At 59.8% G+C, this 20,314-nt stretch carries 15 protein-coding genes; 9 read left to right on the top strand and 6 right to left on the bottom strand.

Annotated features, from left to right (window positions below):
- Positions 1-87: 87 nt before the first annotated feature.
- Positions 88-879, bottom strand: a complete 792-nt coding sequence (locus tag GQ39_RS15820) for a CPBP family glutamic-type intramembrane protease (protein WP_047531401.1) — start codon at positions 877-879, stop codon at positions 88-90.
- A 192-nt stretch (positions 880-1,071) separates the two neighbouring features.
- Entirely contained in the window at positions 1,072-3,813 is a 2,742-nt protein-coding gene (gene acnA / locus GQ39_RS15815) for an aconitate hydratase AcnA (RefSeq protein WP_047531392.1), read from the bottom strand.
- A 222-nt stretch (positions 3,814-4,035) separates the two neighbouring features.
- Here acnA and rlmM point away from each other — a divergent pair, with 222 nt between their 5' ends.
- Together rlmM and tusA are read left to right on the top strand one after the other, a co-directional pair.
- The gene (rlmM, locus tag GQ39_RS15810; protein ID WP_047531390.1) at positions 4,036-5,109 is read left to right on the top strand and encodes a 23S rRNA (cytidine(2498)-2'-O)-methyltransferase RlmM; all 1,074 of its coding nucleotides are present in this window, start codon (positions 4,036-4,038) and stop codon (positions 5,107-5,109) included.
- Positions 5,110-5,200: 91 nt separating this feature from the next.
- Entirely contained in the window at positions 5,201-5,452 is a 252-nt protein-coding gene (tusA, locus tag GQ39_RS15805) for a sulfurtransferase TusA (protein WP_047531388.1), read from the top strand.
- Positions 5,453-5,581: 129 nt separating this feature from the next.
- On the opposite strand, the gene GQ39_RS15800 is transcribed toward tusA, so the two are convergent.
- Positions 5,582-6,991 carry an MATE family efflux transporter gene (locus GQ39_RS15800; RefSeq protein WP_047531386.1) on the bottom strand — a complete coding sequence of 470 codons (1,410 nt, stop codon included), beginning with the start codon at positions 6,989-6,991 and terminating at the stop codon, positions 5,582-5,584.
- A gap of 225 nt (positions 6,992-7,216) precedes the next feature.
- On the opposite strand from GQ39_RS15800, the gene pdxB reads away from it, so the two are divergent.
- Positions 7,217-8,359 carry a 4-phosphoerythronate dehydrogenase PdxB gene (pdxB, locus tag GQ39_RS15795; RefSeq protein WP_047538929.1) on the top strand — a complete coding sequence of 381 codons (1,143 nt, stop codon included), beginning with the start codon at positions 7,217-7,219 and terminating at the stop codon, positions 8,357-8,359.
- 152 nt (positions 8,360-8,511) lie between these two features.
- Here the strand turns inward: pdxB and GQ39_RS15790 are convergent, their stop codons facing one another.
- The gene (locus GQ39_RS15790) at positions 8,512-8,691 is read right to left on the bottom strand and encodes a PA1571 family protein (protein WP_047531384.1); all 180 of its coding nucleotides are present in this window, start codon (positions 8,689-8,691) and stop codon (positions 8,512-8,514) included.
- Between the two features lie 246 nt (positions 8,692-8,937).
- Here GQ39_RS15790 and GQ39_RS15785 point away from each other — a divergent pair, with 246 nt between their 5' ends.
- Positions 8,938-10,719 (top strand): ABC transporter transmembrane domain-containing protein, encoded by a 1,782-nt coding sequence (locus GQ39_RS15785; RefSeq protein WP_161793937.1) that lies wholly within the window; start codon positions 8,938-8,940, stop codon positions 10,717-10,719.
- A gap of 76 nt (positions 10,720-10,795) precedes the next feature.
- Here GQ39_RS15785 and GQ39_RS15780 read toward each other — a convergent pair whose 3' ends face one another.
- The gene (locus GQ39_RS15780; RefSeq protein ID WP_047531380.1) at positions 10,796-12,724 is read right to left on the bottom strand and encodes a transglycosylase SLT domain-containing protein; all 1,929 of its coding nucleotides are present in this window, start codon (positions 12,722-12,724) and stop codon (positions 10,796-10,798) included.
- 214 nt (positions 12,725-12,938) lie between these two features.
- Here GQ39_RS15780 and GQ39_RS15775 point away from each other — a divergent pair, with 214 nt between their 5' ends.
- Complete coding sequence (locus GQ39_RS15775; RefSeq protein WP_047531378.1) at positions 12,939-14,858, top strand: ATP-binding cassette domain-containing protein; 1,920 nt, start codon at positions 12,939-12,941, stop codon at positions 14,856-14,858.
- 183 nt (positions 14,859-15,041) lie between these two features.
- Here the strand turns inward: GQ39_RS15775 and GQ39_RS15770 are convergent, their stop codons facing one another.
- A complete protein-coding gene (locus GQ39_RS15770) occupies positions 15,042-15,482 on the bottom strand; it encodes a universal stress protein (RefSeq protein ID WP_047531376.1) in 441 nt (146 codons plus the stop codon).
- Positions 15,483-15,585: 103 nt separating this feature from the next.
- On the opposite strand from GQ39_RS15770, the gene GQ39_RS15765 reads away from it, so the two are divergent.
- The 4 genes from GQ39_RS15765 to GQ39_RS15750 all read left to right on the top strand — a co-directional run bounded on the left by GQ39_RS15765 (position 15,586) and on the right by GQ39_RS15750 (position 20,305).
- The gene (locus GQ39_RS15765) at positions 15,586-16,023 is read left to right on the top strand and encodes a hypothetical protein (RefSeq protein WP_047531374.1); all 438 of its coding nucleotides are present in this window, start codon (positions 15,586-15,588) and stop codon (positions 16,021-16,023) included.
- Positions 16,024-16,617: 594 nt separating this feature from the next.
- Positions 16,618-18,765, top strand: coding sequence for a fatty acid oxidation complex subunit alpha FadB (gene fadB / locus GQ39_RS15760; protein ID WP_047531373.1), 2,148 nt, complete (start codon positions 16,618-16,620; stop codon positions 18,763-18,765).
- 29 nt (positions 18,766-18,794) lie between these two features.
- Positions 18,795-19,970: an acetyl-CoA C-acyltransferase FadA gene (gene fadA, locus GQ39_RS15755; RefSeq protein WP_047531371.1), complete on the top strand. Its 1,176-nt coding sequence runs from the start codon at positions 18,795-18,797 to the stop codon at positions 19,968-19,970.
- A gap of 98 nt (positions 19,971-20,068) precedes the next feature.
- Positions 20,069-20,305, top strand: coding sequence for a DUF1653 domain-containing protein (locus GQ39_RS15750; protein ID WP_034147901.1), 237 nt, complete (start codon positions 20,069-20,071; stop codon positions 20,303-20,305).
- Positions 20,306-20,314: the final 9 nt, after the last annotated feature.

Raw genomic sequence — 20,314 nt, 5'->3', positions numbered from 1 at the left:
GGCTTTCAAGTGCTGTATCGGCACCCATGGCCATTTGTTGAGACGATTTTTCGATTATCGGTGGCGCGTCGCAAAATGACCCATGCGTCAGCCCGTGAGCATTGGATAGGTGAACAGTCCGAAGTGCAGCAGGTTCAAACCGAAGTGGGTGGCGATGGCGGCAGACAGTCCGCCAAAACGGTAGGCCAGACCATAACCGACGCCGGCCAGGCTCGCCAGCACTACCCATTGCCAGCCCGCACCGGCATGCGCCAGGCCGAACAGCAGTGAGGCAAGCAGCAGGGCGAGGTTTTCCCCATAAGCCAGGTTTTTCAGGCAACGGTTCAGGCCACCCTGTATATAGCCGCGAAAGAGTGCTTCTTCGACCAGCGTCACCAGTAGCAAGTTGTTGAGCAGCCAGATCCAGGCCTGGTCCGGCCATTTTGGCGCCCAAGCGATGACCCCCAGCAACAGCGCGCCACCCAGTGCCAGCACCGCACTCAAGGTCAACGCCAGCGCGGTGGCGTACAGGGACAGTCGCAACGACCGCTGGCCGACAATCCACGGGCACACCAACAATAGCCAGAAACCGATCAGGGGTTTGTCCAGATGCAGGTACATGGAAAACGGCAAGGCGTCGTCGGTGAAGCGCTGGGGGGCGATAACGCGACCATTGTAGAAACCGGGCAGCCAGTGCAGCGCCAGTGCCAGGGCCAGAAAGATGAACAGGCCGTGGCCGAGGTAGCGGCCGAACTGAATTTTTTGCTGGCGAGCGGCGAAAGCGGCCATCAGCAACAACGCGACGGAGATTCCGGCAAACCAGCCGAGGTGACCATAGGCCAGGGCCATGCCGTAGCCGAGGGAGAGCAGGGCCAGAAATATCCATGGCAGGGCGAGCATTGCAAGTCCTTGTGTCTGACGTGCTGTGGGGTGATCCCAATCCCCGGTGCAGGAGCGAGCTTGCTCGCGATAGCGGAGGGTCATTCATCATCGTCCATGAATGGTACACCGTCATCGCGAGCAAGCTTGCACATGGATTTTTGTGATCTCAAAAAAACACCGCCCGAAGGCGGTGTCTTTGTCAGCACGCCGTCATGAGGCAATCAACTGGCGCAACACGTAATGCAAGATCCCTCCTGACTTGAAGTATTCCACTTCGTTCAGCGTATCGATTCGGCACAGCACCTCGATTTTTTCGCTCTTGCCGTCTTCACGGGTGATGACCAGGTTCAGGTTCATCCGTGGCGTCAGCTCGACGCCGGTCAGACCCTGGATGTCCAGGGTTTCCTTGCCGGTCAGGTTCAGGCTTTTGCGATTTTGATCGAGTTTGAACTGCAGCGGCAGCACGCCCATTCCCACCAGATTGGAGCGGTGAATACGCTCGAAGCTTTCGGCGATGACCGCTTTGACCCCCAGCAGATTAGTGCCCTTGGCCGCCCAGTCCCGGCTCGACCCGGTGCCGTATTCTTGCCCTGCGATCACCACCAGCGGCGTGCCCGAGGCTTGATAGCGCATGGCCGCGTCGTAGATCGCCAGTTTCTCGCCGGTCGGTATATAGAGGGTGTTGCCACCTTCTTCGCCGCCGAGCATTTCATTGCGAATGCGGATGTTGGCGAAGGTGCCGCGCATCATCACTTCATGGTTGCCGCGCCGCGAACCGTAGGAGTTGAAGTCCCGCGGTTCCACGCCTTTTTCGCGCAGATAGCGCCCCGCCGGGCTGTCGGCCTTGATGTTGCCGGCCGGTGAAATGTGGTCGGTGGTCACCGAATCGCCCAGCAGCGCGAGGACGCGGGCGCCGGCAATGTCCTTGACCACGGGGGGCGGCCCGCCGATGTCATCGAAGAACGGTGGATGCTGGATGTAGGTCGAATCCGCCTGCCAGACGTAAGTCGCGGCCTGCGGCACTTCGATGGCTTGCCACTGCTCGTCGCCGGCGAACACTTCGGCGTACTCCTTGTGGAACATCGCGGTGTTGACTTGCTCCACGGCTTCGGCGATTTCCTTGCTGCTCGGCCAGATATCGCGCAGGTACACCAGGTTGCCGTGTTGGTCTTTGCCCAGCGGCTCGGTGCTGAGGTCGATGCGCACGGTGCCCGCCAATGCATAGGCGACCACCAGCGGCGGGGAGGCCAGCCAGTTGGTTTTCACCAGCGGATGCACCCGGCCCTCAAAGTTGCGGTTGCCCGATAGCACCGAGGCCACGGTCAGGTCAGCCTGCTGGATGGCTTTTTCGATCGGTTCCGACAGCGGCCCGGAGTTGCCGATGCAGGTGGTGCAGCCGTAGCCGACCAGGGCGAAACCCAGTTGATCCAGATACTGCGTGAGCCCGGCTGCCTTGTAGTAGTCGGTGACCACTTTCGAGCCAGGAGCCAGCGAGCTTTTCACCCAGGGTTTGCGTTGCAGGCCTTTTTCCACGGCTTTTTTCGCCACCAGACCGGCGGCCATCATGACGCTCGGATTGGAGGTGTTGGTGCAGGAGGTGATCGCGGCAATCACCACCGCGCCGTTTTTCAGCCGATGGGTCTGGCCTTCGTATTCATAGTCCGCTTCGCCGGCCATGTCCGCATTGCCCACGGCCACACCGCCACCGCCCTCGCTTTCGAGGCGGCCTTCTTCCTTGCTGGTGGGTTTGAGCTGGACGCCGAGGAAATCGCTGAACGCTTGCGCGACGTTCGGCAGCGACACGCGGTCTTGCGGGCGTTTCGGCCCGGCGAGGCTGGCTTCGACGCTGCCCATGTCCAGCGCGAGGCTGTCGGTGAATACGGGCTCTTTGCCCGGCAGGCGCCACAGGCCCTGGGCCTTGCTGTAGGCCTCGACCAATTTGACGGTCGAGAGGGGGCGGCCGGACAGACGCAGATACTCCAGCGTCACGTCGTCCACCGGGAAGAAGCCGCAGGTGGCGCCGTATTCCGGGGCCATGTTGGCGATGGTCGCGCGGTCGGCCAACGGCAAGTCAGCCAGCCCGTCACCATAGAATTCGACGAACTTGCCGACCACGCCTTTCTTGCGCAGCATCTGGGTGACCGTCAGCACCAGATCGGTGGCGGTGATGCCCTCCTTGAGTTTGCCGCTGAGCTTGAAGCCGATCACTTCGGGAATCAGCATCGACACCGGCTGGCCGAGCATCGCCGCTTCCGCTTCGATCCCGCCAACGCCCCAGCCGAGCACACCCAGACCGTTGATCATGGTGGTGTGGGAGTCGGTGCCCACCAGTGTGTCCGGGAAGGCATAGGTGCGCCCGTCCTCGTCCTTGGTCCAGACCGTGCGACCGAGGTATTCGAGGTTCACCTGGTGGCAGATCCCGGTGCCCGGCGGCACCACGCTGAAATTGTCGAAGGCGCTCTGGCCCCAGCGCAGGAAGGCATAACGTTCGCCGTTGCGCTGCATTTCGATGTCGACGTTCTGTTCGAAGGCGCTGCTGCTGGCGAATTTGTCGACCATCACTGAGTGGTCGATCACCAGGTCCACCGGCGACAGTGGATTGATTCGTTGCGGATCACCGCCGGCCTTGGCCATCGCCGCGCGCATGGCCGCCAAGTCGACCACGGCGGGTACGCCGGTGAAGTCTTGCATCAGCACCCGCGCCGGGCGGTACTGGATTTCGCGGTCGGAGCGGCGTTCCTTGAGCCAGGCAGCAATCGCCTTGAGGTCGGCGCCGGTGACGGTTTTTTCGTCTTCCCAGCGCAGCAGGTTTTCCAGTAGCACTTTCAACGACATCGGCAGCTTGTCCAGATCGCCCAGGCTCTTGGCGGCATCCGGCAGGCTGAAATAGTGATAAGTCTTGTCGTCGACTTGCAGGGTTTTAAGGGTGTTCAAACTGTTGAGGGAGGGCATTGCAATCACTCCTTTGAGTCCGCACGGCTACGGACGGAGGGGACGGGCAGAGCATTAAACCTAGCCCTGTTTTGAGTAGCTGGCTAATTACTGGACTCTATCGATAAGTCCGAGGTTCCGAAGTCAGTTATCATGCGCCGGTTTTCGTGACAGGCTTTGCTTCAACGCAAGTCTGGGCATCGCGCAGTGGTTGAATGTCTCGCCATCTGCCCAGGAGTAAGAATGAACACCCTCTTTATGCACTGCCGGCCGGGCTTCGAAGGCGAAGTCTGTTCCGAGATTTCCGACCTCGCCGCGCGGCTGAACGTGGCCGGTTATGCCAAGGCCAAGACCGCCAGCGCCTGCGCCGAATTCGTCTGCACCGAAGAAGACGGCGCCGAACGGTTGATGCGCGGTCAGCGTTTCGATCAATTGATCTTCCCGCGCCAGTGGGCTCGGGGGATCTTCATCGATTTGCCGGAAACCGATCGCATCAGCGTGATCCTCGCCCATATGGCCGACTTTCCGCTGTGCGGCAGCCTGTGGCTGGAGATGGTCGATACCAACGACGGCAAGGAACTGTCGAATTTCTGCAAGAAATTCGAAGTCCACCTGCGCAAGGCGCTGATGGCTGCCGGAAAACTGGTGGAGGACGCCCACAAGCCACGTCTGTTGCTGACCTTCAAAAGCGGCCGCGAAGTGTTCATGGGCCTGGCAGAGGCGAACAACTCGGCGATGTGGCCGATGGGCATTCCACGTTTGAAATTCCCCCGCGAGGCGCCAAGCCGCTCGACACTGAAGCTGGAAGAGGCGTGGCACCATTTCATCCCGCGCGACCAGTGGGATGAGCGCCTGCACGGCGACATGACCGGCGTCGATCTGGGCGCTGCGCCCGGTGGCTGGACCTGGCAACTGGTCAATCGGGGCATGCTGGTGACCGCCATCGACAACGGCCCGATGGCCGAAAGCCTGATGGATACCGGGTTGGTGCAACACCTGATGGCCGACGGTTTCACCTTCAAGCCCAAGCAACCGGTGGACTGGATGGTGTGCGACATCGTCGAAAAACCGGCGCGTAACGCCGCGATGCTCGAAGAATGGATTGGCGAGGGGCATTGCCGCGAAGCCGTGGTCAACCTCAAGTTGCCGATGAAACAGCGTTACGCCGAAGTGAAGCGCCTGCTGGAGCGGATCGCCGACGGCTTCAAGGCGCGGGGCATCAAGGTCGAGATTGGCTGCAAACAGCTGTATCACGACCGTGAGGAAGTGACCTGCCATTTGCGTCGACTGGATGTGAAGAAGCCGAAGTCCCGCTGATCAGATAAAACCTGTGGGTGCGGGCGTAATGCCACAGATGACCGAACACCCGGCAATGCGCGAGAATGCCGGCAAGTTTCAGGAGTAAATCATGAGTGAAATGATTGATACACCGGTTGACGGCACTCTGGACGCCACCGGCCTCAACTGCCCGGAGCCGGTCATGATGCTGCACCAGCACATCCGTGACCTGGCGCCTGGCGGTCTGCTGAAGGTGATCGCCACCGATCCTTCGACCCGGCGCGACATCCCCAAGTTCTGCGTGTTTCTCGATCACGAACTGGTCGGTCAGCAGGAAGAGGCAGGCACCTACCTCTACTGGATCCGCAAGAAGTCCGAATAACCGACGCTGACCTCTGTAGGAGCGAGCCCCGCTCGCGATGGACGTTAACGTTAACGCGCATTTGCTGGATAAGCGCGGTGCCCTTCATGTCCATCGTCAAATCGCCCAGCTTGCTCCTACAGCATTGGGTCAACCCAGCGAATGACTGATACGAATCCGCTTGCGCGCACTGCGTGTCAGGCGGATCGACAGCATCAGCGCCGCACAGCTCAAGCCCACGATCAAGCCCTGCCATAGCCCGCTCGGGCCACTCGGTGCGCCGAACCAATCGGTCAGGCCAAGGACGTAACCCACCGGCAAACCAATGCCCCAATACGCGAACAGCGTCAGGATCATCGTTACCCGGGTGTCCTGATAACCGCGCAGCGCACCGGCCGCCGTGACCTGTATCGCATCGGAAAACTGGAACAGTGCCGAGTAGACAATCAGCATCGCCGCGACTTTGACTACCGTCGGGTCAGCGGTGTAGATCGTTGCGATGTGCTCGCGCAGCAACAGCATCATGCTCGCCGACAAACAGGCGTAAGCCAGGGCCGTGCCCATGCCGACCCCGGCGGCGAAGCGTGCTTCGCGCGGCTCCTGACGGCCCAGCGCCTGGCCGACCCGTACCGTCACAGCCATGCCGAGGGAGTAGGGGATCATGAACACCAGCGAGCTGAAGTTCAGGGCGATCTGATGCCCGGCGACCACGGTGGCGCCGAGGCTGCCGATCAGCAGCGCGATCACGGCAAAGATACTCGACTCGGCGAACACCGCGATGCCGATGGGCAGGCCGATACCCAGCAAGCGCTTGATCACCGACCATTGCGGCCAGTCGAAACGGCTGAACAGTTCACTCGACTGGTACGCCGGCGCCCAGCGCTCCCAACCGGCCATGCCCAGCGCCATGACCCACATCACGATCGCCGTGGCCCAACCGCAGCCGACGCCACCCATGGCCGGGACACCGAAGTGGCCATAAATGAAGATGTAGTTCAGAGGAATATTCAGCGCCAGCCCGCACAGACCCAGCACCATCGCCGGGCGGGTACGGCCCAGGCCATCGCTGAAACAGCGCAGCACATGGTAAATGGCGACGGCAGGCAAGCCGCTGGCGATGCCATGCAGATACTGCATGCACGGGCCAATCAGTTCGGGGTCGACCTTCATGACCCGCAAAACCGGTTCGGCACTGAACAGAATGCCGGTCGCCATCAATCCTACCACCAGCGCCAGCCACAGCGCCTGACGCACGATCGGGCCGATTTCGCTGTGGGTGCCGGCGCCGAAACGCTGGGCGACTTTCGGCGTGGTGGCCAGCAAAGTACCGGTCATCAGCAGGAACACCGGCACCCAGATCGAATTACCGAGTGCCACGGCGGCCAGGTCACGCGGACCGACCCGCCCGGCCATCACGGCATCGACGAACCCCATGGCCGTGGTCGCCAGTTGCGCGATCATGATCGGCAGCGCCAGGGCGAGCAGGTTTTTCAGCTCGAGGCGAACCCGGGCCGGGCGATTGAGGGGTGTTGCGGTGGGACGGTCAGTCACAGAATTCAAGGGTAAAACGTCCAGAAGGTATTGATGCGCAGGCGCGCATTCTACGCGTTGACGTAACGGTCAGGAAAAGACCTGTGTTACCGATTTGTAATCGAGCTCTTGAATGAATCCTCATGCTCCCTCGCCACAGGAAATATGCAGTCCTTCATATCCAGGATGCACAATGCACGCTGGCTCACCACCCGCCTCTACGCCTACACTGCCGATCCGCCTAAGGAGCCTGCCATGCTGATTGTTGCCGACGAAAATATCCCCCTGCTCGATGCTTTCTTTGCAAGTTTCGGTGAAATCCGCCGGGTGCCAGGGCGTTCCATCGACCGTGCCACCGTCGAACAGGCCGATGTGTTGCTGGTGCGCTCGGTGACCAACGTCAACCGCGCGTTGCTCGAAGGCAGCAAGGTGCGTTTTGTCGGTACCTGCACCATTGGCACCGATCACCTGGATCTGGGTTATTTTCAACAGGCCGGGATCACCTGGTCCAGCGCGCCGGGTTGCAATGCCCGTGGCGTGGTCGACTACGTGCTCGGCAGTCTGTTGACCCTGGCTGAAATCGAAGGCGTCGATCTGACTCGGCGAACTTACGGTGTGGTCGGCGCCGGTGAAGTGGGCGGACGCTTGGTCAAGGTCCTGCAAGGGCTGGGCTGGAAGGTACTGGTCTGCGATCCGCCGCGCCACGCCGTCGAAGGGGGCGATTACGTCAGCCTGGAGCAGATCATCGAACAGTGCGATGTCATCAGCCTGCACACACCGCTGACCAAGCAGGGCGCTCATTCCACCTGGCATTTGTTCGATCAAAAGCACCTGAACCGACTCAAGCCCGGCACCTGGCTGATCAATGCCAGTCGTGGTCCAGTGGTGGATAACAGCGCCCTGCGCCAGGTGCTGTTGCAACGTGAAGACCTGCAAGCGGTGCTCGATGTCTGGGAGGGTGAGCCGGAGGTCGATGTGGCGCTGGCCGAACTCTGTGTGCTGGCCACGCCGCACATTGCCGGTTACAGCCTGGATGGCAAACAGCGCGGAACGGCGCAGATCTACCAGGCGTATTGCGATTTTCTCGGGCAACCGGCCGAGGTCAGCCTGAGCGATTTGCTGCCGGCGCCATGGTTGTCCGAAGCGACCCTGAGCGCTGAAAGCGATCCGGCCTGGGCTCTGGCGATGTTGTGCCGCGGCGTGTATGACCCGCGCCGTGACGACGCGGATTTCCGCCGCAGCCTTGTAGGCAGCGTGAGCGAGCAACGTGCGGCGTTCGACGCTTTGCGCAAAAATTATCCATCGCGACGTGAGATTGATGGGTTGAAAGTGCGCATTGAAGGGGATTCGCCGGCGTTGCGGCAGATCGTAGCGGCGTTGGGCGCGTCGGCCCTCTGAAAACCGAGTAGGGCCGATCGAGGGCAAGCCACGTTCCCACAGGTCATGCGGCAGCATTGGCGTCGCGTTGATTGCGTGGGGAGCAGCACTCTCAAAAAACCGCATAAAAAACCCGGCCAACAGGGGCCGGGTCAAAGAAGACGGTGGCTATATCACTTTTGTTCGGCAGGCTTGACCAATCGCTTTTCCAGCTCACGGCACGCGGCCTGGATCATGTCTTCAGTGATCGGTACTTCGCGGCCATCGGCATCGATTATCGAGCAACCCAGAGACTGGTTTGGCTGTGTGCGGATTACTTGAATCTTGTCATTTCTGCTGTTTTGCAAGGACATGGCCTGTCTCCTCTTCAGGTGTGTGCTTACTGTAGAACCGCCAGGTGACCAGGCTGTGACAGCTCCCTGCGATCTTTACACGGCGGCAAGCCCAGTCCACCAGAAATGGCGCGAGGTTGCCACCCGAACCTTAGACCAATAGCGTCTAGCGCCTAGTAGCGGCGGTCATAATTAACCTGACTCATTGTGATTTACCAGGTTCCATCCCGTTTGGCCGGACTAGGCTGACCTTATTAACCGTTCTGGATGATGCCAATGCTTTCTGTTCGTCACCGTCGTGCGATTCGCTTGGCCAGTCGTTTCATCGCGCCTTATCGCTGGCACGCGTTCGGTGCCTTGCTCGCGTTGATCGTCACGGCGGGTATCACGTTGTCCATGGGGCAGGGCATTCGCCTGCTGGTGGATCAGGGCTTCATGACCCAGTCACCGCACTTGCTCAATCAGTCCATCGGCCTGTTCATGTTGCTGGTGTTCGGCCTGGCGGTCGGGACCTTTGCGCGTTTTTATCTGGTGTCGTGGATCGGCGAACGTTGTGTCGCCGACATCCGCCGTCAGGTATTCAACCACTTGATTTACCTGCATCCCGGGTTCTACGAAAACAACCGCAGCTCTGAAATCCAGTCGCGGTTGACCGCCGATACCACGTTGCTGCAATCGGTAATCGGTTCTTCTTTGTCACTTTTTCTACGCAATCTGCTAATGGTCATCGGCGGGATCGTCCTGCTGTTTGTGACCAACCCCAAACTCACCAGTATCGTCGTCGTCGCTTTGCCTCTGGTGATCGCGCCGATCCTGATTTTCGGTCGCCGGGTACGCTACCTGTCGCGTTTGAGTCAGGACCGGATTGCCGATATCGGCAGTTATGTCTCGGAAACCCTGGGTCAGATCAAAACCGTACAGGCCTACAACCACCAGTTTCAGGACGAGCGACGTTTTGCCTTGACCGTGGAAGAAGCGTTCGACACGGCACGCAAGCGTATTTTCCAGCGGGCCTGGTTGATCACATTGGTGATCGTGTTGGTGCTGGGCGCGGTCGGCGTCATGCTGTGGGTCGGTGGCATGGACGTCATTGCCGGGCGAATTTCTGCCGGCGAGCTGGCGGCCTTCGTCTTCTATAGCCTGATCGTCGGCAGTGCGTTCGGCACCCTGAGCGAAGTGATTGGCGAGTTGCAGCGCGCGGCGGGCGCAGCCGAGCGGATTGCCGAGTTGCTGCGTTCGGAAAACATCATCCAGCCACCCGGCACCGATCGGGTGACCTTGCCGGAGCGGGTGAAGGGGGATCTGGTGCTGCGAGATGTTCGGTTTCCCTACCCCTCGCGTCCCGAAAGCTATGCCGTCGACGGTTTGAACCTGACCATCAACGCGGGTGAAACCCTGGCACTGGTCGGGCCATCCGGGGCTGGCAAATCGACGGTATATGATCTGCTGCTGCGCTTTTACGACCCCGCCGAAGGCTCCATTCTGCTTGATGGCGTGCCGCTGACCCGGCTCGATCCGCTGGACCTGCGTCGTTGCTTTGCCCTCGTCTCGCAAACGCCGGCGCTGTTTTTCGGCAGCATCGAAGAGAACATCCGCTATGGGAAGCCGACGGCAACGCTGAGCGAGGTTCAGGAGGCGGCGAAAGTCGCCTATGCCCACGACTTTATCGAAGCCATGCCCCAGGGTTACCAGACCCACCTGGGGGACGGTGGCCTTGGATTGTCCGGCGGCCAGCGCCAGCGCCTGGCGATTGCCCGAGCGCTGCTGGTCGACGCGCCAATCCTGCTGCTCGACGAAGCCACCAGCGCCCTCGATGCCCAAAGCGAACACCTGATTCAGCAAGCCCTGCCAACGCTGATGAAAAATCGCACCACGCTGGTCATCGCCCATCGCCTGGCCACGGTGAAAAACGCCGACCGGATCGCTGTGATGGATCAGGGGAAACTGGTCGCGGTGGGCACGCATCAGGAGTTGATTGCCAGTAATGCGTTGTATGCGCGGCTGGCGGCATTGCAGTTCAGTGATGGCAAGGCACTGGTCGAACTCTAGGGGCTGGCTTGCCAGCGAAAGCGGTGCATCACGTGCACCGCTTTTCGCCATTCGTCAGTACGTCGACTCCACATGATCATTGATCGTCGAAGTACCGCTCGTGCCAATCCACCAACGGTTGCGGTGAGTTGAGTTTCTGGCCGTAGATCACCGAATAAGACAGCACGTTCTGAACATACTGACGGGTTTCGTCGAAGGGGATGCTTTCCACCCACACGTCGAAACTCAGGTGGTCGGCGCCGCGCAGCCACTGGCGTACACGGCCGGGGCCGGCGTTGTAGGCGGCGGAGGCGAGGACGCGGTTGCCGTTGAATTGACTGTGGACCTGGCTCAGGTACGCGGCACCGAGCTGGATGTTCTTGTCCGGCTCCAGCAACTGCTGCGGCGAGGCAAAGGGAATGCTGAACTTGCGCGCGGTTTCCTTGGCGGTGCCGGGCATCAGTTGCATCAAGCCCGACGCGCCGACACCGGAGCGGGCATCGTCCATGAAGGCGCTTTCCTGGCGAGTGATGGCGAATACCCAGCTCGAATGCAAGCCACGGTTTCTGGCCTCACGCACCAGGGATTCGCGGTGCGCCATCGGGAAGCGGATGTCCAGGTCGTCCCAATACTGAGCCTGACTGATTGTACGGATCGCCGGGAAATACCATTTCAGGTCATAGGCCAGTTTGGCCTGGGCAACCATTTCCTCGCGACTGAAGTGGCGGCTGACGTGGTACCACTCGCGACGACCGTCGACAATCTGTCCGCGGGCGTGAAACTCCAGGGCTCGGCGAATGCCGGGGGTGTTGCGCACTTTGTTGATCGTCGCCTGGCTCAGCACCAGCGGTTTGTTGACCAGTGAATAGGGCGATTGCGAACGATCGGCGGCGAGGAAACCATAAAAGTCGCGTTCGCGGGCGAGGGTTTTATAGAGCGTCTGCGCTTCAGGGTTCTGCGGTTGTGCCAGTTCCAGGCTGCGGGCCTGCCAGTAGCGCCAGCGGTTGGTGGTGGCCAGGTCTTGCGGCAGGCGACGGGTCAGTTGATAGGCGTCGTCCCAGCGGGCCAGGCGCAGCAGCAGGCGCAAGCGCCATTCGGAAACGGTGTTGTCCCGCAGTTCGGGGTCGTACTTGGTCATCACGTCCAGCGCGCGGCTGTCGAAGCGGCGCGCGAGCGTCAGGCCGATTTCACGGGCAATCGCCACTTTTTCGTCACGGGAAAAGTGCATGCTGCTGGCATAGCCATCGAGCAGTTCCATGGCCTTGTCCGGATCCTGGCGGGCGAGGCGGCGCAGGCCAAGGCTGACGATGTCCGACATCGGTTCGTCGGCTGGCGTGAAACGCGACGGCTGATTGAGCAGCTCGGGCTTTTGCGCCACATCGATCAACAGGCGACCGCGAGGGGCGAGGGTGGTCAGGCCGTTGGCCAGGCTGCTGGCCAGCGGGTAGTTGCGCGACTGGGCGGCAAGCTTGGCGCGCTCCCAGCGTTTTTGCTCGGTCAACTGACCTTCGGCGGCCCACATGCCGAACAGTGCGTCGCAGGCGGCCGGCAGGGATTTGCCTGTCAGCCAGAGTTTGTTGGTGTTGGCGTAACCTTCGGACTTGAGGTTATGGCTGATCTGATACTGCGCATTCAGGCAGTCCAGTTCGGTGAAGTTCATCTTCGGGTCGTAATATTTGACGAACGTCTCCCAATCGCCGCGATCGGCCATCCAGCGCAGCCAACGCAATTTCATCCAGTTGGCCTGTGGCAGGTCTCCATGTTCGGCGAGGAATTTTTCAATTTCGGCATTGTTCGCGGTTTTCAGGCGCGCGGTCAGTTCGTCGTACGCGAGGTAAGGCTCCAGCGGGTAATCGCTCAGGGCCTGGCTGTAGCGGAAATAGGGGCCGCTATCGCCCTTGGCGAGGGCGCGTTTGGCTTCATCGTAATACTGGCGTTGGGTAGACAGGTCCACCGCCTGGGCGGAATTAACGGCAGCGGCAGACAGTAAAAGATATGAAAAAAGCTTGAAAATGCGACTGCGCATGGGACATCCGGGCAGAGAAATCATGAACAAGTGCAGACAATGCCAACACTTAATTAACTGTAGCTTAGCCTTTTGCCAGCAGGGGACGAAAGCTTTGCCCACCTGTCTGTATAAGTTCGCAACATTTGTTGTGCAGAGTGCTTCGACAGTGAAATTGCCGGCCTTCTGAGGCCTCAAGTCAGGTAGAATGCGCGCCCGGTTTTTGGAGAAGCTCATGACCCTGCTCAAATTCAGCGATGTGTCCCTTGCTTTCGGCGCTATGCCGTTGTTGGACAAGGTGTCCTGGCAGATCGCCCGTGGAGAGCGGGTGTGCATCATCGGCCGCAACGGCACTGGCAAGTCCAGCATGATGAAGCTCGTCAAGGGCGACCAGAAGCCCGATGACGGCTCCGTTTGGCGCGCACCCGGGCTCAAGATCGGCGAATTGCCGCAAGAATTGCCGGTAGCCGACGAGCGGACCGTGTTCGACGTAGTTGCCGAAGGCCTGGACGGCGTGGGCGCATTGCTCGCCGAATATCACCACCTGAGCCAGAACATCGTCACTGACGCCGACCTGGACAAGCTGATGCACGTCCAGCACGATCTCGAGGCCCGCGATGGCTGGCGTCTGCAGACCCTGGTCGACAGCACCCTCAGTCGTCTGCAATTGCCCGCCGACAAGACCCTCGCCGAGTTGTCCGGCGGCTGGCGTCGTCGCGTGCTGCTGGCCCAGGCACTGGTTTCCGAACCTGACCTGCTGCTGCTCGACGAACCGACCAACCACCTGGACATCGGTGCGATCGCCTGGCTCGAAGAAGCGCTCAAGGACTTCCAGGGCGCCGTGCTGTTCATCACGCACGACCGTTCTTTCCTGCAAAACCTTGCAACCCGCATCCTCGAACTCGATCGCGGCGGCTTGATCGACTGGAACGGCGACTACGCCAGTTTCCTCGTGCACAAAGAGGCTGAGCTGGCCGCCGAGGCGACCGCCAACGCGCTGTTCGACAAGCGTCTGGCTCAGGAAGAAGTGTGGATTCGCCAGGGCATCAAGGCTCGTCGTACCCGTAACGAAGGTCGCGTGCGCGCCCTGAAGGCGTTGCGTGTCGAGCGCAGCGAACGTCGTGAGCGTACCGGCAAGGCCAATATCCAGTTGGAAACGGCCGACAAGTCCGGCAAGCAGGTGATGGTCCTCGAAAATGTGAGCTTCGCTCACCCGGGCGGCCCGTTCCTGATCAAGGATTTCTCGATGGTGCTGCAACGCGGCGACCGCATCGGTCTGCTGGGTGCCAACGGTACCGGCAAGACCACGCTGCTGAAACTGATGCTCAGCGGCTTGCAGCCCACCAGCGGCAAGGTGGAAGAAGGCACGAAGATCGATGTCGCCTATTTCGACCAGTTGCGCCATCAACTGGACCTGGAAAAAACCGTGATCGATAACGTCGCTGAAGGTCGCGACTTCATCGACATCGACGGCCAGAGCCGCCATGTCCTGAGCTACCTCGGCGATTTTCTGTTCAGCCCGCAGCGTGCCCGTACGCCGGTCAAGGCGCTGTCCGGTGGTGAGCGTGCCCGTCTGTTGCTGGCCAAACTGTTCAGCAAGCCGGCGAACCTGCTGGTCCTCGACGAGCCGACCAACGACCTCGACGTCGAAACCCTCGAACTGCTGGAAGAGGTCTTGCTGACCTTCAACGGCACCGTGCTGATGGTCAGCCACGACCGGGCATTCCTCGATAACGTGGTGACCAGCACCCTGGTCTTCGAAGGTGAAGGCAAGGTTCGCGAATACGTCGGTGGTTATCAGGACTGGCTGCGTCAGGGCGGCTCGCCGCGCCTGTTGGGCGTGACCGAGAGCAAATCCGGCAAGGCCGACCTGAACTCCGCCGTCGTCAAAGCCGAACCTGCGCCCGTCGCGGTGGCGGTCGAAGCGCCGGTGGCGAAGAAAAAGCTCAGCTACAAATTGCAGCGTGAGCTGGAAGCTTTGCCGGGGCAGATCGAAGCCATGGAGCAGCAGATCGCTACCGTCGAGGCGCAGATGGCTGATGCTGGTTTCTACCTGCGTCCGGCCGCTGAAACCGCTGCGGTGATCGCTCAATTGGCGCAGTTGCAGGCTGAGCTCGACGTGATGGTCGAGCGTTGGGCCGAGCTGGATGCCTGATTGATCCTGCAATAAAAAAGCCCGGCTTCATTCGCGTGAACGCCGGGCTTTTCATATGCCGTGCTGAATATCCTGTCGGAACGAGCTTGCTCGCGTTGAATCCGGGAGCTCCGCGGGGTGTCAGGCTTCTCGCGTTACCGTTGACGACCCTCGCGGGCGAGCTTGCTCCTACAGGGGGTGTTGTCAGCTTTTGTTTTGCAGGCGCACCGCCAGCACATCGCAAGGCGCACCGTGCAGTACATCGTTGGCGGTTGAGCCCAGCAGCAGTGCCAGGCCGTGTCGCCCGTGACTGCCGACCACGATGATGTCGCACCCTTGCTCCTTGGCCAGGTGGTGAATTTCCTGGCGTGGCTGGCCGTAGGTCAGGTGGCTGTACTCCCTGGACAGTTCCGGGTATTTCACGATCAACCGGTCAAGACGCTCTTTGGCCTGATCGAATTGCTGTTGTTGCAGTTGTGACAGGTCCATCGGCACGTCACCGCCAAAGGCCATGGCCATCGGCTCGACAATGTGCACCAGGGACAATTTCGCACTATTGCTCACTGCCAGTTCGCGAGCGCGGTGGATTACAGGGTCGCACTCTTCGGTTAGGTCTACAGCGACCAGAATATGGTGGTAGGGCATGAGGTGCTCTCCTGAGGGTTGCAATATTGATAAGTATGGCTGGTTTCAAGCGTATTGGTTTCAAAGCGACTGAATACGCTCATCAAGAATCGGGAGTACAGATATGACGGTCTGGATAGTGGTGTCAATCCTGCTGGTGGTACTCAGTCCGCTGGCATGGTTGCGACCGTCTCGCCACCAGAGTGGCCGCATGGCCCTGCGGATGGAGGCGCGACGCATCGGGTTGGCGATGCAGCTGGCGCCGCAGGAATGGCCGCACTGGCTTGGTCAGGAGCCGCCCAACCCTTGTGCGCAGTACCACAGACCGCGGCGTGGCAATAAACCGGCGTGCTGGAGTTACTGGCAGAAATCACCGGGTGTCTGGGTGAATCAGTGGCAGGAAGTCTGTGAGGATCGGTCACTGCTCAATCATTTCGAAAAATTGCCAGACAATGTCTACAAGGTCGAGGCCGATAAACAAATGATCGCCCTGTATTGGGGCGAGAAGGGCGAAGCCGAGGTATTGCAACAAATCGATGCCACCCTCAAAGCTCTGGCCTGAAACACAATCCATGCAGGAGCGAGCCTCCTCGCGATGAACCTGAGAGCGCCACGGGGTGTCAGGTGCAGCGCTGGCAGCCTGGCTCCCACAGGTTTTTATGCAGGCAATAAAAAGCCCGACAACATCATCGGGCGGGTTGGCCAGGCAGGCCGGTAAATTCGGTGTGGGCTGATCTTACGCTGGGCGTTCGCCAAAAGCGTTCAAATTTTTCTCCTGAGTCTCGCCAGCGTAGCTCGTTAAACGCGGGCTGCCGCGAATTAGGGCGACTTTTCTAATGATTGATCCTATGAATGACTTCACATGCTTCGGCGTGTTGAAGGTCTTCGCAGTACGGAAATGACCGGAAAGTCGCGTTTCAACCCCCTGTTTCGGGCGATTGACAATTGTCGGAAATTCCGTGAAGGTGACGTACCCAAATCAAACGGGCGTATGAATTGAGCGTTTGTATTTCAGATCGCTCCTACAGAATCCCGACTATCGCGTTGGCGGGTGTGTCGGGTGGATAGGCGTAGCATCGACGTTTAACGTCCCTGCCGAGCCATTCGCCTGCGTCCGACGTGTACTGTTCAGCTTCCATATCGTGGAGATCAGTTGATGATTTACGAAGGTAAAGCCATCACGGTTAAGGCTCTTGAAAGTGGCATCGTCGAACTGAAATTCGACCTCAAGGGTGAGTCCGTCAACAAGTTCAACCGTCTAACCCTGAACGAACTGCGTCAGGCCGTAGACACCATCAAGGCAGATGCTTCGATCAAAGGTGTGATCGTCAGCAGTGGCAAGGACGTCTTCATCGTCGGCGCCGACATCACCGAATTTGTCGACAACTTCAAGCTGCCGGATGCAGAGCTTGTTGCTGGCAACCTCGAAGCCAACAAGATTTTCAGCGATTTCGAAGACCTCAACGTCCCGACCGTCGCCGCGATCAACGGCATCGCTCTGGGTGGCGGTCTGGAAATGTGCCTGGCAGCGGACTACCGCGTCATGTCCACCAAGGCCAAGATCGGTTTGCCTGAAGTCAAGCTGGGCATCTACCCGGGCTTCGGCGGTACCGTTCGCCTGCCGCGCCTGATCGGTGCCGACAACGCCATCGAGTGGATCGCCGCCGGCAAGGAAAACCGTCCGGAAGACGCGTTGAAAGTCGGTGCCGTCGATGCCGTGGTGGCTCCTGAAAAACTGCAGGAAGCTGCGCTGGAACTGATCAAGCGCGCCATTTCCGGCGAGTTCGATTACAAGGCCAAGCGCCAGCCGAAGCTGGAAAAACTGAAGCTGAACGCGATCGAGCAAATGATGGCTTTCGAAACCGCCAAAGGTTTCGTGGCGGGTCAGGCTGGCCCGAACTACCCGGCGCCGGTCGAAGCGATCAAGACCATCCAGAAAGCCGCGAACTTCGGTCGCGACAAGGCTCTGGAAGTCGAAGCGGCCGGTTTCGTGAAGCTGGCCAAGACCTCTGCTGCGCAGAGCTTGATCGGCCTGTTCCTGAACGATCAGGAGCTGAAGAAAAAGGCCAAGGCCTACGACGAAATCGCCAAGGACGTGAAGCAGGCTGCCGTACTCGGCGCCGGCATCATGGGTGGCGGTATCGCCTATCAGTCGGCTTCCAAAGGCACGCCGATCCTGATGAAGGACATCAACGAGCACGGTATCGAGCAGGGGCTGGCCGAAGCCGCCAAGCTGCTGGTTGGCCGCGTTGAGAAAGGCCGCATGACCGCCGCGAAAATGGCTGAAGTGCTCAACGGCATTCGTCCGACCCTGTCTTACGGTGACTTCGGTCACGTTGACCTGGTGGTTGAAGCGGTCGTCGAGAACCCGAAGGTCAAGCAAGCCGTTCTGGCCGAAGTCGAAGACCAGGTCAAAGAGGACACCATCCTCGCCTCGAACACCTCGACCATTTCCATCAGCCTGTTGGCCAAGGCCCTCAAGCGTCCGGAAAACTTCGTCGGCATGCACTTCTTCAACCCGGTGCACATGATGCCGCTGGTCGAAGTGATCCGTGGCGAGAAGTCCAGCGAGCTGGCCGTTGCCACCACCGTTGCCTACGCCAAGAAAATGGGCAAGAACCCGATCGTGGTCAACGACTGCCCGGGCTTCCTGGTTAACCGTGTCCTGTTTCCGTACTTTGGCGGTTTCGCCAAGTTGGTCAGCGCCGGTGTGGACTTCGTCCGTATCGACAAGGTCATGGAAAAATTCGGCTGGCCTATGGGCCCTGCCTACCTGATGGACGTGGTCGGCATCGACACCGGCCACCACGGCCGTGATGTGATGGCTGAAGGTTTCCCGGACCGCATGAAAGACGACCGTCGTTCGGCCGTTGACGTGCTTTACGAAGCCAAGCGCCTGGGCCAGAAGAACGGCAAGGGCTTCTACGCCTACGAGACCGACAAGAAGGGCAAGCAGAAGAAGGTGGCCGATCCGTCGGTCCTGGAAGTGCTCAAGCCAATCGTGTTTGAACAGCGCGAAGTCACCGACGAAGACATCATCAACTGGATGATGATCCCGCTGTGCCTGGAAACCGTGCGTTGCCTGGAAGACGGCATCGTCGAAACCGCTGCCGAAGCCGACATGGGTCTGGTCTACGGTATTGGTTTCCCTCCATTCCGTGGCGGTGCGCTGCGCTATATCGATTCGATCGGTGTTGCAGCGTTCGTTGCCCTGGCTGACCAGTACGCTGATTTGGGCGCGCTGTACCACCCGACCGCGAAGCTGCGCGAAATGGCCAAAAACGGCCAGAGCTTTTTCGGTTAAGCGCCCCCAACTAGAGTGAGAGTGAACTTATGAGCTTGAATCCTAGAGACGTCGTGATTGTCGACTTCGGTCGTACTCCGATGGGCCGCTCCAAGGGCGGCATGCACCGCAATACCCGCGCCGAAGACATGTCGGCGCACCTGATCAGCAAACTGCTGGAACGCAACGTCAAGGTCGACCCGAACGAAGTCGAAGACGTGATCTGGGGCTGTGTGAACCAGACCCTGGAACAGGGCTGGAACATCGCCCGCATGGCGTCGCTGATGACCCAGATCCCGCACACCTCGGCTGGCCAGACTGTCAGCCGTCTGTGCGGCTCGTCGATGAGCGCGCTGCACACTGCCGCGCAAGCGATCATGACCGGTAATGGTGACGTGTTCGTCGTTGGCGGCGTCGAGCATATGGGTCACGTGAGCATGATGCACGGTGTCGATCCGAACCCGCACATGTCCCTGTACGCGGCGAAGGCCTCGGGCATGATGGGCCTGACCGCTGAAATGCTGGGCAAAATGCACGGCATCACTCGCGAGCAGCAGGATGCTTTCGGCATGCGCTCCCACCAGCTCGCCCACAAGGCGACCGTGGAAGGCAAGTTCAAAGACGAAATCATCCCGATGCAGGGCTACGACGAGAACGGTTTCCTGAAACTGTTCGACTACGACGAAACCATTCGTCCGGAAACCACCCTGGAAAGTCTGGCGGCCCTCAAGCCGGCCTTCAATCCAAAGGGCGGTACCGTGACGGCGGGTACTTCGTCGCAGATCACTGATGGTGCTTCGTGCATGATCGTGATGTCGGCGCAGCGCGCACAGGACCTGGGTATCCAGCCTATGGCGGTGATTCGCTCGATGGCAGTGGCAGGTGTGGATCCGGCGATCATGGGCTATGGTCCAGTACCGGCCACACAGAAAGCACTGAAGCGCGCGGGCCTTGGCATCAACGATATCGACTTCTTCGAGCTCAACGAAGCTTTCGCGGCACAGGCCCTGCCCGTGCTGAAAGATCTGAAAGTGCTCGACAAGATGAACGAGAAGGTTAACCTGCACGGCGGCGCGATCGCCCTGGGTCACCCGTTCGGTTGCTCCGGTGCGCGTATCTCCGGCACTTTGCTCAATGTAATGAAGCAAAATGGCGGCACCTTCGGGGTAGCGACCATGTGCATTGGTCTCGGCCAAGGCATCTCCACCGTCTTCGAACGCGTTTAAGCGTTTCGCTGATGGAAGCCGGGGCCAAGTGCCCCGGTTTTTGTTTTTCCGGATTTATTTTTATTTTATTTTGAAAAGATTTGAGTGAGGGCCGAAGCATGCCGATACAACCTGGGCTCTACCAACATTACAAAGGTCCGCAGTACCGTGTATTCAGTGTTGCACGGCATTCGGAAACCGAAGAAGAAGTGGTCTTCTACCAAGCCCTGTATGGCGATTACGGCTTTTGGGTGCGTCCCTTGAGCATGTTCCTGGAGTCGGTCGAAGTTGACGGCGAGCAGGTGCCACGCTTTGCTTTGGTGCAAGCCGAACCGAGTGTTTTTTCCAAGCCATAAGCTGAGTGC

Source organism: Pseudomonas sp. 11/12A, from assembly GCF_000800055.1.
Classification (GTDB): Bacteria; Pseudomonadota; Gammaproteobacteria; order Pseudomonadales; family Pseudomonadaceae; genus Aquipseudomonas; species Aquipseudomonas mohnii.
Note: the sequence above shows the minus strand (reverse complement) of the source record. Positions and strands in the feature narration are given on the sequence as shown.

Bases quoted from the DNA above. Each gene is read 5' to 3' on its own strand.
- GQ39_RS15820 (WP_047531401.1), bottom strand. From the start codon at position 879: ATGCTCGCCCTGCCATGGATATTTCTGGCCCTGCTCTCCCTCGGCTAC.
- acnA (WP_047531392.1), bottom strand. From the start codon at position 3,813: ATGCCCTCCCTCAACAGTTTGAACACCCTTAAAACCCTGCAAGTCGAC.
- rlmM (WP_047531390.1), top strand. From the start codon at position 4,036: ATGAACACCCTCTTTATGCACTGCCGGCCGGGCTTCGAAGGCGAAGTC.
- tusA (WP_047531388.1), top strand. From the start codon at position 5,201: ATGAGTGAAATGATTGATACACCGGTTGACGGCACTCTGGACGCCACC.
- pdxB (WP_047538929.1), top strand. From the start codon at position 7,217: ATGCTGATTGTTGCCGACGAAAATATCCCCCTGCTCGATGCTTTCTTT.
- GQ39_RS15790 (WP_047531384.1), bottom strand. From the start codon at position 8,691: ATGTCCTTGCAAAACAGCAGAAATGACAAGATTCAAGTAATCCGCACA.
- GQ39_RS15785 (WP_161793937.1), top strand. From the start codon at position 8,938: ATGATGCCAATGCTTTCTGTTCGTCACCGTCGTGCGATTCGCTTGGCC.
- GQ39_RS15780 (WP_047531380.1), bottom strand. From the start codon at position 12,724: ATGCGCAGTCGCATTTTCAAGCTTTTTTCATATCTTTTACTGTCTGCC.
- GQ39_RS15775 (WP_047531378.1), top strand. From the start codon at position 12,939: ATGACCCTGCTCAAATTCAGCGATGTGTCCCTTGCTTTCGGCGCTATG.
- GQ39_RS15770 (WP_047531376.1), bottom strand. From the start codon at position 15,482: ATGCCCTACCACCATATTCTGGTCGCTGTAGACCTAACCGAAGAGTGC.
- GQ39_RS15765 (WP_047531374.1), top strand. From the start codon at position 15,586: ATGACGGTCTGGATAGTGGTGTCAATCCTGCTGGTGGTACTCAGTCCG.
- fadB (WP_047531373.1), top strand. From the start codon at position 16,618: ATGATTTACGAAGGTAAAGCCATCACGGTTAAGGCTCTTGAAAGTGGC.
- fadA (WP_047531371.1), top strand. From the start codon at position 18,795: ATGAGCTTGAATCCTAGAGACGTCGTGATTGTCGACTTCGGTCGTACT.
- GQ39_RS15750 (WP_034147901.1), top strand. From the start codon at position 20,069: ATGCCGATACAACCTGGGCTCTACCAACATTACAAAGGTCCGCAGTAC.